At 65.2% G+C, this 13088-nt stretch carries 11 protein-coding genes, 1 pseudogene and 1 riboswitch; of the genes and pseudogenes, 6 read left to right on the top strand and 6 right to left on the bottom strand.

The features are described 5' to 3' along the window. Positions 1-10: 10 nt before the first annotated feature. From RTI28_RS17025 to RTI28_RS17005, 6 genes and pseudogenes are all read right to left on the bottom strand, one after another. Entirely contained in the window at positions 11-562 is a 552-nt protein-coding gene (locus tag RTI28_RS17025) for a MarR family winged helix-turn-helix transcriptional regulator (RefSeq protein ID WP_316921544.1), read from the bottom strand. 198 nt (positions 563-760) lie between these two features. Next, entirely contained in the window at positions 761-1516 is a 756-nt protein-coding gene (locus RTI28_RS30380; protein ID WP_410479008.1) for a methyl-accepting chemotaxis protein, read from the bottom strand. Positions 1517-1618: 102 nt separating this feature from the next. Then, positions 1619-2584, bottom strand: a pseudogene (locus RTI28_RS30375) (HAMP domain-containing protein); the annotation flags it as partial. 347 nt (positions 2585-2931) lie between these two features. After that, complete coding sequence (locus RTI28_RS17015) at positions 2932-4233, bottom strand: APC family permease (RefSeq protein WP_316921542.1); 1302 nt, start codon at positions 4231-4233, stop codon at positions 2932-2934. A gap of 140 nt (positions 4234-4373) precedes the next feature. Continuing rightward, positions 4374-6011, bottom strand: coding sequence for an amidohydrolase (locus RTI28_RS17010; RefSeq protein WP_316921541.1), 1638 nt, complete (start codon positions 6009-6011; stop codon positions 4374-4376). A gap of 67 nt (positions 6012-6078) precedes the next feature. Next, complete coding sequence (locus RTI28_RS17005; protein WP_316921540.1) at positions 6079-7407, bottom strand: alginate export family protein; 1329 nt, start codon at positions 7405-7407, stop codon at positions 6079-6081. A 273-nt stretch (positions 7408-7680) separates the two neighbouring features. On the opposite strand from RTI28_RS17005, the gene RTI28_RS17000 reads away from it, so the two are divergent. The 6 genes from RTI28_RS17000 to RTI28_RS16975 all read left to right on the top strand — a co-directional run bounded on the left by RTI28_RS17000 (position 7681) and on the right by RTI28_RS16975 (position 12986). Further along, positions 7681-8592, top strand: coding sequence for a LysR family transcriptional regulator (locus tag RTI28_RS17000; RefSeq protein WP_316921539.1), 912 nt, complete (start codon positions 7681-7683; stop codon positions 8590-8592). Between the two features lie 203 nt (positions 8593-8795). Beyond that, a riboswitch (guanidine-I (ykkC/yxkD leader) is annotated at positions 8796-8896 on the top strand. Between the two features lie 66 nt (positions 8897-8962). Continuing rightward, entirely contained in the window at positions 8963-10030 is a 1068-nt protein-coding gene (locus RTI28_RS16995; RefSeq protein WP_316921538.1) for a putative urea ABC transporter substrate-binding protein, read from the top strand. Between the two features lie 14 nt (positions 10031-10044). Beyond that, the gene (locus tag RTI28_RS16990) at positions 10045-10860 is read left to right on the top strand and encodes an ABC transporter permease (RefSeq protein ID WP_316921537.1); all 816 of its coding nucleotides are present in this window, start codon (positions 10045-10047) and stop codon (positions 10858-10860) included. Beyond that, complete coding sequence (locus tag RTI28_RS16985; RefSeq protein ID WP_316921536.1) at positions 10857-11639, top strand: ABC transporter ATP-binding protein; 783 nt, start codon at positions 10857-10859, stop codon at positions 11637-11639. The genes RTI28_RS16990 and RTI28_RS16985 overlap by 4 nt, the downstream gene beginning before the upstream one ends. Beyond that, positions 11636-12349, top strand: coding sequence for an urea amidolyase associated protein UAAP1 (locus tag RTI28_RS16980; RefSeq protein WP_316921535.1), 714 nt, complete (start codon positions 11636-11638; stop codon positions 12347-12349). Before RTI28_RS16985 ends, RTI28_RS16980 begins: the two co-directional genes overlap by 4 nt. A 10-nt stretch (positions 12350-12359) precedes the next feature. Next, positions 12360-12986 carry an urea amidolyase associated protein UAAP2 gene (locus tag RTI28_RS16975; RefSeq protein WP_316921534.1) on the top strand — a complete coding sequence of 209 codons (627 nt, stop codon included), beginning with the start codon at positions 12360-12362 and terminating at the stop codon, positions 12984-12986. The last annotated feature ends 102 nt before the right edge of the window (positions 12987-13088 follow it).

Raw genomic sequence — 13088 nt, 5'->3', positions numbered from 1 at the left:
GCTGTCTGGGTCAGGTAGCGCTATTGCTCAGGTAGTTCGCCAGCTTGAACGCCTGATCACTGTTGCCAACCAGCACGCGGAACGCCTCGCACAGGGCAGCGAAACTCTGCTGGTCAATGCCGGCGAACAGGATGTCGTTGACCTGCTGCTGGGTCAGGCCAAGGTTGCTCAGGGCTTGCTGACCGGTCTCGGTCACTTCGAGCAGGACGCGACGGGCATCGTTGGAGTCCTTGGTTTTCGACAGGTGGCCTTTTTCTGCGAGCTTGTTGGTTTGCAGGGTGATGAACGCGCCACTCAGGTGCAGATGATCGGCCAGGCTGTTCACGTAAACCTTGTCGTGCTGACGCAGATGGGCGGTGGCTATCAAGCAGGTGAACTCGATACCGGTCAGGCCGATGATCTTGCCGAACTCACCGCGAATCGCTTCTATCTTGCTGGAAAAGGCAAAGATATTGTGCAGAAGTTCGCGGAATTTGGCGTCATCACCGTTCTTGTCCAGCATCGAAGCGAGTGTGATGGTGGTCTCCTTCGCGGTGTTGGCCTTTGAATCGCGTTTCGCCATTGCCTGGTTACCATAGCTTGTATAAAAAGCTAACCATGCTACGTGGCTTTCCTGTCAAGTCAACAAGGCCTTGGGTTAGGCCTCAGCGGAGCTGAATCGAAGGGCAGGGGATGAAGGAGGAGGCGCTGGGGGGTAGCTGTCGCACTGATCGGCTGCAAGGCCACGCCCCTTTTGCGAGCGGGCCTTGCAGGCGTCGGTTCAAACGCGGAACTGTTCCATCAGGTTCTGCTGCTGGTTGGCCACCTGGTTCAGCGACCGGCTGATCTGTGCCGAGGCTTGCGCCTGTCCGGACAGTGACTCGGTGACATCGCGGATCCCGGCGACGTTGCCGTTGATTTCCTCGGCCACCGCGCTCTGCTCCTCGGCGGCGCTGGCGATCTGCAAGTTCATGTCGGTTATCACCGCCACAGCCCCTCCTATGCGCTGCAGCGCCGCAACGGCCTGGTTGACCTGGGCGACGCTGCCCTGGGCCAGTTGATGGCTGCCCTGCATCGCGTCGACGACCTCATCGGTGCCTTGTTGCAAACGCTCGATCACCTGGCGGATTTCCTCGACCGAAGCCTGTGTGCGCCGCGCCAGGCTGCGCACTTCGTCGGCGACCACGGCGAACCCGCGTCCTGCCTCCCCGGCGCGTGCCGCCTCGATGGCGGCATTGAGGGCCAGCAGGTTGGTCTGTTCTGCGATCGCACGGATGACCTCCAGCACCGAGCCGATTTGCTCGCTGCTCGTCGCCAGGCTTTCGACCTGGGCCATGGCCTGGTTCATGTCGGCGGCGAGGCTGTCGATCACCTGGCGGGTGTGTCCGATCACCGCCAGCCCGTCGCAGGTTGCCGCGTCTGCGCCACGCGCGGCATCCGCGGCCATGGCGGCGCTGCTGGCGACGTCGTGCGCGCTGCTGCTCATCTGCTGGGAGGCGCTGGCGACTTGCTCGATCTCCCGGAACTGCTGCTGCATCCCTGCGCTGATCTGGGTCGAGAGCGCCGCGGAGCGATCGGCGGTGGCGCGGGCATCCTGCACCGAGCCTTTCACATCACGGATAACCGGCTGCAGCATGTCGAGAAAAAGGTTGAACCCGGCGACCAGCGCGCTGAGCTCGTCCCGGCCCCGGTACGTGAGGCGCTGGGTCAGGTCGCCGTTGCCATTGACGATGTCGCCGAGCATGCGGGCCAGGCCGAGTATCGGCCGGGTTACGCCGCGCACGGTCAGCCACAGCAGTAGCAGGACCAGCAAGGCGAGGCCAGTGCCGAAGGCGATCTGCCTGACGGTCGCGGCGACATTGCCGGCATCCAGTTCCTTTTCCAGGGCCAGGGAGGGGGCCAGCAGTACCTGGCGTGGCACATCCAGAACCAGGCTCCACGCTGCCGAACCCGGTATCACCTGCAGGGGTTCGACGATTCGCAACTGCCCGTCACGGGACAGCACCCGGGAGTTGCCCGTGGCCTGCACGGCGAGGATCTCCCTGGCGCTGGCATCGTCGAGGGACTTGGCCAGCGGCTGGCCGAGCAGGTTGGCATGGCGGCTGTCGCCGGCGAGGAAGCCGGCCGGGCTGACGATGCGTACGTCGCCCTGGCCGTCATACAGTTGCCGACTGCCCTCCAGGCTGAGTTGCTGCAGATGGCTGAGGCTGATGTCGGCGCCTATCACCGCGACCACCTTGCCGTCCTCGAACAGCGGGATCACCAGCGAAGTCATCAGCACGGGTTGCCCCGAGGCTTCGTCGAAGTAGGGGTTGAGCACGCAGGCCTGGCGCGTCTCCCGCGGGCATTGGTACCAGGCGTTGTAGGGGGTGCCGTCGGGCATGGCAGTGGGGTCGGTGATCTTTTCTTCCTCCACCGTCTGGGTGACATCCGCGCTGCCGGTCCGGGCCCGGTAGACGCTGAAGCGTCCCCTGGCATTGCTGCCCAGGGACGTAGCGCCGGCAAAGCGCGAGTCCTGGCCGTCCAGCGCATTGGGCTCGAAGACCAGGTAGAGGCTGAACAAGGCGTTATTGGCCTTGAGCTCGTTGTGTACCAGCTGCACCATCTCCTGGCGCAGCGCCTGTGCATCGACGCCATGCCGGCTGCCTTGGCTGCGTAGCTGCAAGACCTGACGGCCAAACTGACCGGTGAACGCATGGGTCTCGGCGAAGAAGCGCTGAAGCGCTTCCCTCTGCTGTTCGGCACGCGCTTGCAGGCGTGCCTGGGCCGCTGCTTCGAGCATGTCGGCATTGGCCAGCTTCACACGTTGCAGGCCATGGTCGGCCTGGTACAACGCGCTACCCGTCAGCAACGCGATGGTGCAGAGCAGGCACAGGCCTGCCAGCAGCGTCACTTTCCATTGAATTGAAACAGTGGGCATGGGGCATCCTTGGGGGCGAAGGAACAGTAGCGTCAGATCTTCAGGGCGATGCGTCCTCTACGGCGCAGGAACAGGCCGTACGCACAGCCGACCAGCAGCCAGGCGCCGCCGATTTCCAGGGCCGTACGCTGCATGCCGTGCAGCACCACCAGAACCACCGCGATGCCCATCACAGGCACTATCCAGTGAGCGAAGACGCGCCGGCTGCGCTGTTTGAAGGCGAACTCGGCCAGCACCGACAGGTGCAGCAGGGCGAAGGCCGAAAGCGCACCGAAGTTGACGAACGATGCCAGCGTGTCGATGTGGTCACGCATCACCACCGCCACGACCAGCGACACCAGCGTGGAAAACAGCAAGGCGACATGGGGCGTCCCGCTCCTGGCATGCAGGCGTGCCAGTACACCGGGAAGCTGGCGGTCGCGGCCCATGGCGAACAGCACCCGCGACACCCCTACCTGCATCGGCAGCACATTGGTGAAACCTGCCAGCAGGGCGATCAGCCAGGCCACGGCCAGGGCGCTGAACGGACTGATCTGTACCGCCAGCAGTTGATAGATGGTGCTGGAGGGGTCGCTGATCTGCACCCCGGGCATCAGGTTGCCGAGGACCCAGGTGCTGCCGACGAACAGCAGGGTACAGATGGCCAGCACGCTGAAAATGGCGCGCCCGATCATGCGTCGGTCATCGCTCCTGACCTCTTCGGACAGCGTCGAGATGGCATCGAAGCCGAGGAACGACAGGACGCAGATCGAGGTCGCGGTGAAAATCTTCATCAGGTCGAACTGGTCGGCAGCGTAGAGCGGCGCGGCGGTCAGCGCACCCGCGCCCTTGCCGTCGGCCAGTGCCTGCAGGGCCAGGGCTACCAGGGCGAACATGGCCAGGAACTGGACCACCACCGATACCAGGCTGACGCGGGTGGTGACCGCCACGCCCAGCCAGTTGACCGCCAGTGAGATCACCACCAGGCCGGCCAGGCTGGTCGCGCGGTCGAGGTTCGGCAGCAAGGTCTGCAGCCCCACGGCCATGACCAGGAACACCAGCGCCGGGATCAGCAGATAGTCCAGCAGGATCAGCCAGCCGGCGATAAAGCCCGGCAGCTGGCCGAGGCTGTGGCGGGCGAACCCGTACACCGATCCCGAGCAGGGCACCGTGGCGGACATGGTGGCGTAGCTTTGCGCGGTGAAGTACATGCAGACAGCCCCGAGCAGGTAGGCCAGGGCAATCAGTCCACCCGATGCATCCCAGACAAAGCCGAAGGTGGTCAGCGGCGCCATGGGCGCGATGTAGGCCAATCCATAGGCAATCAGGTCCTTCATGCCCAGGGTGCGCCGCAAGCCGGTAGCCCCTTGGCTATCCGATGTTCCATGTGCCAGGCCCATAGTGGACTCCAGATCATTGTGTCGTTGTTATTCTTGACCGAACCGCGGCCGGCGCATGACCGGCGAGCGGTTTGGCGGTGTCGCGTCGCGGGGTGTCAGGCGGTGAAGGCGGGATGCCGGTGGACTTCACGCCCTTCGAGCAGCGTCAGCAGGACCTGGGTCTGGCCGATCTGGTAGGGCGAGATGCTGAACAGGTCGCGGTCCAGCAGGATCAGGTCGGCGTATTTGCCGACGCTCAGGCTGCCGGTGCAATCGTCGCGCCAGGCCGCATGGGCCGCGTTGAGGGTATAGCCCTTGACCGCATCCTCGATGCTGATGCGATGTTGCGGCGTATGCGCAGGGCCCGCTTCGCCCGTGGCAGGGTTCTGCCGTGTGACCGCGCACTGCATGATCTGGAACGGCTCGAAGGTGGTCACGCCCCAGTCGCTGCTGACCATGCAGGTCACGCCCTGGCGGATGAACTCACCGATGGGGTAGCTCCACTGGATGCGCTCCTCACCCAGCATGGCGTCGACGATGGCATCGGCTTCGGGATTGGGTTGCGCCCACAGGGTCTGGTAATTGGCCAGGATGCCCAGTTCACGGAAGCGCGGTATGTCCGCGGGGTGCACGACCTGCAGGTGGGCCAGTTGATGGCGGGCGTCCCACTTACCATTCTGCTGCTGTGCGTACTCGATGCCGTCGACGGCTGCGCGCACGGCGCCATCGGCAATGCTGTGCACGTGCAACTGGAAGCGCTCACGGTCGAAGGCGGTGAAGTATTCGTTGATCTGGTCCTGGGTGAACATCAACTCGGCGTTGCCGCCGGTATCGTGGCGCGGCTCGACCAGTACCCCGGTGCCGTTTTCCAGTACGCCGTCGAGGAAGAACTTGGCCGAGTGCAGCGAGACGCGGTCGCCCTGGTAGGTGTTGCGCAGGTCGATCAGCTCGCGCAACTGCTCGTCCAGCGGCTTGTGGGCGAACACCTTGGAGGTTGCGCGCACGCGCAGCGTCAGGTCGCCACGGTCGTACGAGGCCTGGTAGTTCTTCATGTAGTTGCGGCTGACCATGGCATCGAGCACGCCCGTGATGCCGCGGCTGTTGAATACCTTGCTGTAGTGGGCCATCGCCTCGAGGTAGTCCGCGTCGCTGTAGCCCGGGGCGATGCGGCCCATGGCCCAGATCGCGTCCTCGATGAGCCAGCCCTTGGGGGTGCCGTCGGGCAGGCGCAGGTAGCTGCCGTTGTCCGGTTCCGGGCTGCCAGGGCGCACGCCGGCGACCGCGAAGGCGGCGCTGTTGGCCCAGCCGTTGTGGTAATCGCTGGCGAACATCAACGCCGGACGACCATCGGTCACGCTGTCGAGCAGCTCCTTGGTCAATTGCTCGGGGGAGAAGCGTGCCACGGAGAAGCCGACGCCCCGTATCCAGGGTTTGTCCGGGTTGGCCTGGGCAAAATCGCGGATGATCGCCAGCAGTTCGTCGAGCGTGGTGGCGTCATACAGCGCAGCGTTGTGATACAGGTCGGCGCTGCTCAACTGGAAGTGCACATGGGTGTCCTGCAGGCCGGGCAACATCAACCGGCCCCCGGCATCGATACGCTGCGTGGCGGCGCCCGCGAGACGTTCGATATCGGCATTGCTGCCCATGGCGAGAATGCGCCCCGCGCCGATGGCAATGGCTTCGGCCCTGGGGAAATGATCGTCCATGGTATGGATGTTGGCGTGGGTGATGATCAGTTCGGGTATCTGAGGCATGGCAACTCCAGTGTTACAGGTAGGGGGCGCGAGCGGCCTGGTGTCCAGGCGCTCGCGACCCGTGCGGTCAATACGTGTAGAGGAAATACAGTTCCAGGGCCTGGAAACGATCATTGCCCATGGTCTGTCTGGCAGCACCCCTGGGGGTGACCCAGTTGTAAGCGAGTGAGGTGTGCAGGCTTTTCGTGGGGTTCCAGTCGAGGAACACGACGTTTTCGTCAGCGAAGCGGCGGTCATCCACCGGCATGCCGTTGAAGTTCTTCTGGTCCAGGGAGAACTGGTAGTGGATGCCACCCAGCGTCACGGTGTCGCTGAGGTGGGTTTTCAGCGTCCACTGGTCGACCCGTTCGTTGCTGTTGATCAGCACGTAGTTGCCCACCACATCGCCGATCAGCCAGGTGCTCCAGTCGATGAAACCCTTGTTCAAGGGGTCCCAGCTCTTGCGGGTGTTGTCGTTCGGGTCGTCATCGCCGGAGAAGCGTGCGTGGCGATAGCTGAGCAGCGGCGTCAAGGGCAGTTGCGCGAAGCTGTAGTCGGCCTGGGCATACCAGGCCGAGGCGTGGTACTGCACGCCTTCACCGTTACCGCGTTGCACGGCGTACTCGCCATGCAGGGTCAGGGCGTCCAGGCCCGGTAGCTGGCCGTTCAATGCCCGCACGTTGTAGACGCGCATGCCGTCGCGCGGCGCCAGGTTCTCGCTGCGGCTGGCCAGGGCATCGACGCCCATGGCCATCGCCCCCAGGGTGACGCGGTCGGCGAGGCGGTAGTCGAGGTTCACCCCGTTGAGACGGTAGTCACCGGCATGGTCATCGGTGCGCAGGCTGAATGCCTGTCCCTGCAGGGCGTCATGGGCATAGCGGACCAGCGCCGAGTCGCGAAATGCCGTGCGCGGTGCCAACCAGAAGGCGCCGTCCTTGAACATGTCCAGGTTGCCATCGGCGACGATGAAGCCGCTTCCGACCATGAAGTTCTGTCGGCCAGCGGTAAAGCGCCAGTCGCCAACGCGCAGGCCGGCATAGGCCTCTTCCATGGCGGTCCTGCCGTCCGAGCTGCGGGTGTAGCCGCCGGCATCGCCGTCGCCAAAGGTGGTGGCGCCAATCGCCGACGCACCGGCGAGCAGTTCCAGGTCGGGTTCCAGCCCATAGCTGAGGGTCATGCCGGGCTTGAGGAAGAACTCCTGCCAGGTGGAGCGATTGCCATGGTTGGCACCGCTGCGCAGGTCCACCTGGCCGCTGCCGAAGTTGTTCCCTCGCGTGCTGACGATGGCACCGCCCGCGCCGAGGGTGGCATCGATCTTGAGGTCGTCGAGGTTGAATTGATAGCCGGCCCAGCCCGAGGGAGTGGACAGCAGGCCGCACGAAAGCAATGCCAGGCAAGGCAGGGGAGTACGAGTCATGAAGGTGTTGGTTCCCGTGTTGTTGTTGTTTTTATGCAGGGCCTGAGGGCAGTCTCCATTCGCTGCGGTGTGTGGTTCCAGCGTCTGGAAGAAGCGATTTATGGCCTTGTGGGCGCAAAAGCCGTCACGCTGTCGTTGTCGCGTGGTGGTCTGGGCAAAATTGTTCGGGGCGCTGGTTGGCGCTATTCAGGATGCCTGGCGTAGATTAGAGGCGTTCGTTGCAATTATTGAGTTCGCGCTTGGCACAACTCTTGGGAATTCTGGAACTAAATCGTGGATAAGTTTTGTGGTATGCAGCTGTTCGTCAGCAGTGCCGAACTTGGCAGTTTCAGCCGGGCGGCCGAACACCTGGGCAAGACACCCTCGGCGGTGGCCAAGGCCATTCGCCTGTTGGAAGCGGACCTTGGTGCGCGCCTGTTCGAGCGCACCACCCGGCGCATGGCGCTGACCGAAGCGGGCATGCTGTACCTGGAAAGCGCCCGGGAAGTGCTCGAGCGGATGCGCCAATCCGAAGAAGAAATCGCCCAATTGCATCAGAGCCTGCAAGGCACGCTGAGGATCAGCGGACCCTTGGCGTTCGGGCGGCCATTCCTCAACGCCGCGTGTGCCTCGTTCATGGCGCAGCACCCGGGCCTGCGCCTGCAGGTCGACCTGTCGGATGACTATGTCGACCTGCTCGATGGCCGCTACGACCTGGCGCTGCGCCTGGGCCACAGCGACTTGCCCGGGTTGATTGCCCGGGACATCGGCGAGAGCCGGGCAGTGCTTTGCGCCGCCCCGGGTTATCTGCAGAGCAGTGGCGTACCCACGCACCCCGATCAGCTCGCCCGCTTCGAATGGCTGGTCTACCGGCACCCGGCGCTGGGTGATGGCTGGTGTCTGGAAAAGGATGACGAGCGCCATCTCGTCAGGCACCGCGGGCGACTCAGCAGCGACAACCTCGAACTGTTGCTGGAAGCCTGTCTCGCCGGCCAGGGGATCCTGCCCTGTCCATACTGGAGCGTGCTGCCCTATCTGCATGACGGGCGGCTGCAGGTCGTACTGGGTGATTACCACTTCGACCAGAAAGCGCTGGGGACGCGCTTGCTGGCGGTCTACCCGAGTACCCGCCGCGCCACCCGGAAGATCAACGCCTTCATCGAGCATCTGCGTGACTACCTGCTGCAAGTGGGCCCGATGGGGTGATGCGCAGGAGGGACTGGGCATGACCGTGCGCCGCGACGGTGCGCGATGCTCCAAGAGAGCGCAGAAAAGGCGATGAGCGCCACGCTTGCCTGTCTCGACAGCCTTGGCAAACGGGGCTGACTCGCTGGTTTCGCCACTTGGCACGCCTCTCGCATCACTCCCCCCGTGCGGGAGCAGCGCCAGCTGAATTGCACCACAATCCGAAAATGGTCGGCTAGGGTTCCGGTCCGCTACAGCGGGCGTCTGGACCGAGAGCCGACGACCTCCAGTCGAGGTTACACGGCGGGATAAAAGCCCGGGAGACAGACCACTCACTAGCAATGAGTGTCGTGCTGCTCCCTGTCCGTCCACCGTCAACTGGAGCCTCTCCATGCGAAAGTCCCTGCTTTGCGCCTTCCTCGCCGCCGGCCTGGTCCTGCTCGCCAGTCCTCACTCGAAAGCCGCGGCCAAGACCGATTTCGATATCTGCTGGACCATCTACGCCGGCTGGATGCCGTGGGAATACGCCGCCGCCGAAGGCATCGTCGACAAATGGGCGAACAAGTACGGCATCCAGATCAAGCTCACCCAGGTCAACGACTACGTCGAGTCGATCAACCAGTACACCGCCGGCCAGTTCGACGGCTGCGCGATGACCAACATGGACGCCCTGACCATCCCCGCCGCCGGTGGCGTCGACAGCACCGCGCTGATCGTCGGTGACTTCTCCAACGGCAACGATGGCGTGGTGCTCAAGGGCGCCGGCAAGACGGTCAAGGACCTCAAGGGCATGCCCGTCAACCTGGTCGAGCTGTCCGTGTCGCACTACCTGCTGGCCCGCGCGCTGGACTCGGCGGGCCTGCGGGAGAAGGACCTGAAGGTGATCAACACCGCCGACGCCGATATCGCCGCGGCCTTCGACACCGCCGAGGTGCAGGCGGTGACCACCTGGAACCCGATGCTGGAAGAGGTGAAGAACAAGCCCGGCGTAACCCAGGTGTTCGACTCCAGCCGCATCCCCGGCGAAATCCTCGACCTGATGGTGGTCAACACCCGGACCCTGCAGGACAACCCGGCCCTGGGCAAGGCCCTGACCGGCGCCTGGTACGAGGTGATGGCGCTGCTCGCCGGCAGCTCGCCACAGCGCCAGGCCGCCGTGGAGCACATGGCCAAGGCCTCCGGCACCGATCTCGACGGCTTCGAAGGCCAGCTTTCCACCACCTACCTGTTCGACACGCCGCAGGCCGCGCTGACCTTCGTCACCAGCGCCGAGCTGGCCAAGACCATGGACAAGGTCGCCGCCTTCTCCTTCGACCACGGCCTGCTGGGCGAGGGCGCCAGGGACAGCAAGGCGGTGGGCATGAGCTTCGCCAACCAGGTGATCGTCGGCGACCGCGGCAACCTCAAGCTGCGCTTCGATCCCACCTACCTGCAGATGGCCGTCGACGGTTCGCTGTGAGCGAGGGACAGACCATGCGCCTGATCAACCGTCATCCCGACCGGCCGTCGCGGCTGCTGCTGATGATCCTGCCGTTCGCCCTGGTGCTGTGCGCGTATTTCCTCGGCTCGGCGCAGCGCCTGGCCGACAACCCCAACGACAAGCTGTTGCCGGGCGCTGCGCAGATGGGCGCGGCGGTGCAGCGCATGGCGCTGGTCGAGGACAAGCGCAGCGGCCACTACCTGTTGTGGCAGGACACCGCGTCCAGCCTGCAGCGTCTCGGCGCGGGCCTGGCGATCAGTGCCGGCCTCGGCCTGTGCCTGGGCATCGCCGCCGGCACTGTGCCGTTGCTCGGTGCGCCGCTGTCGCCGCTGCTGGTGGTGCTGTCGATGATCCCGCCGCTGGCGATCCTGCCGATCCTGTTCATCGTCTTCGGCCTCGGCGAGCTGTCCAAGGTGATGCTGATCGTCATCGGCATCACCCCGGTGCTGGCCCGCGACCTGGAACAGCGCGCCCGGGAGATTCCCGCCGAGCTGCTGATCAAGGCGCAGACCCTCGGCGCCAGCACCTGGACCCTGGTCCTGCGAGTGATCCTGCCGCAGTTGCTGCCGCGCCTGCTGATCGCCCTGCGCCTGGTGCTGGGGTCGGCCTGGCTGTTCCTCATCGCGGCGGAGGCGATCGCCTCGGAGGACGGCCTCGGCTACCGGATCTTCCTGGTGCGCCGCTACCTGGCGATGGACGTGATCCTGCCCTACGTGGTGTGGATCACCCTGCTGGCCTGGCTCACCGACTGGCTGCTGAAGACCCTGACCCGGCGCGCCTTCCCCTGGTACGAGGGGGCGCGGACATGAGCTTCATCGAGGTCAACAACGTCTGGCAGGCATACGACGGGCACGTGGTGCTCGAAGGCCTGCACCTGAGCATCGCCGAGGGCGAGTTCTGCACCATGGTCGGCGCCTCCGGCTGCGGCAAGTCGACCTTCCTGCGCCTGTTGCTGGGCCAGGAACGGCCGAGCCGCGGGCAGATCCTGCTCGATGGCCAGCCGCTGCCCGGCGAGCCCGATCCGGCACGCGGCGTGGTGTTCCAGCGCTATTCGGTGTTTCCCCACCTGAGCGTGCTGGACAACGTCGCCCTTGGCCTGGAGCTGCCGCGCGCGCCGCTGCTGGGGCGCCTGTTCGGGCAGGACAAGCGCGCGGCCCGCGAGCAGGCCGCGGCACTGCTGGGCCAGGTCGGCCTGGCGCATGCCGTGGACAAGTACCCCAGCCAGCTCTCCGGCGGCATGCAGCAGCGCCTGGCGATCGCCCAGGCGCTGATCATGAAGCCCAGGGTGCTGCTGCTCGACGAGCCCTTCGGCGCGCTCGATCCCGGCATCCGCAAGGACATGCACGCCTTGCTCCTGGAGCTGTGGCGGAACACCGGGGTGACCGTGTTCATGGTCACCCACGACCTCAGCGAAGGCTTCAGCCTCGGCACCCGCCTGCTGGTCTTCGACAAGGTCCGCCACGACCCGCATGCGCCCACCGCGTTCGGCTCCCGCGTCACCTACGACCTGCCGCTCAACGGCAAACGCCTCAGCGCCCGGGCCGAACTGCCCGCGCTTCTTTCATCGCAATCCGGAGGTCGAGCATGACCCATATCCATCCTTTCGCCGAGGAACTGCTGCCCGGCGGCGGCCATCTGTCGTTCGTCCTCAAGCGCGGGCAACTGCTGCGCGTCACCGATATCCAGGGCGGCGCCAACCTCAGCCTGATGCTGTTCAATGCCCGGGAAAAGAGCGAGCGCCTGAACCTGCCGGACAGCCTCAAGTGCCAGCACACGGCCAAACTCACCGACGGCCACTGCCTGTACTCGGACATGGGCCGCGTGCTGGCGGCCATCGTCGGCGACAGCTGCGGCTGGAGCGACAGCATCGGCGGCGTCCTCGACGCCGCGGAAGTCGCGGAAAAATACGGCGTCGGCCGCTATCAGGAACTGCGCAACGGCTTCCATCGCAACGGCAGCGACAACCTGCTGGTGGAGATGGGCAAGTGGGGCCTGACCCTGTCCGACCTGAGCATGCCGCTCAACCTCTTCAGTCGCGTCGATGTCGCCGCGGACGGCGCGCTGCGCTTCGTCGAGGGCAACTCCAGGGCCGGCGACCGCATCGACCTGTACGCGCCGATGGACACCCTGTTCGTCGTCACCGCGCTGCAGCACCCGATGGACCCGGATCCGCACTACGCGCCGAAACCCCTGCACCTGACCTTCGCCCAGGCCGACGCCAGCGTCGCCGAGCACTGCCGTACCTCGCGCCCGGAGAACGAGCGCGGTTTCCTCAACACCCAGCGCCTGTTCGCCTGAGGACCCAGCGATGACATCACCCCTGCAAGCGCACACCGCGGTCTACCGCGCCACCGTTCCCGCCGGCGAGCCGTGGCTCACCGAAGTCAAGGCGGGGCAGACCCTGCGCATTCTCGACCTGGAAGGCAACCAGGCCGTCGACACCCTGTTCTACAGCGCCGCCAATCCCCGCGAGCGCTACGACGTGCAGCGCACCCTGCGGCGCCAGGGCAATGTCTACCTGGGCGTCGGCAGCGTGCTGTATTCCAACCTCGGGCGGCCGCTGCTGACCATCGTCGAGGACAACTGCGGCCGCCACGACACCCTCGGCGGCGCCTGTGCCCAGGAAAGCAACACCGTGCGCTACGCCCTCGACAAGCGCCACATGCACAGCTGCCGCGACAACTACCTGCGCGCCTGCTGCCACGATGGCCGCCTGGGCAAGCGCGACATCGGCCCCAACATCAACTTCTTCATGAATGTCCCGGTGACCCCGGAAGGCGGCCTGACCTTCGAGGACGGCATCTCCGCGGCCGGCAAGTACGTGCAGTTGAAAGCGCACATGGACGTGATCGTGCTGATCTCCAACTGCCCGCAACTGAACAACCCGTGCAACGGCTACAACCCCACCCCGGCGGAGCTGCTGATATGGAACTGAAGACCCTGCTGCGCACGCTGCGCCTGTGCCTCTTCACCGCCTGCCAGGCCCGCAGCGGGCAACTCAAAGCCACCCGCCTGTCCTGATCGTGAGTCCGGGGAC

The organism is Pseudomonas sp. zfem002 (assembly GCF_032621685.1).
Classification (GTDB): Bacteria; Pseudomonadota; Gammaproteobacteria; order Pseudomonadales; family Pseudomonadaceae; genus Aquipseudomonas; species Aquipseudomonas japonica.
The sequence above is the reverse complement of the archived record's forward strand: the minus strand, read 5'-3'. Positions and strand labels throughout refer to the sequence as shown.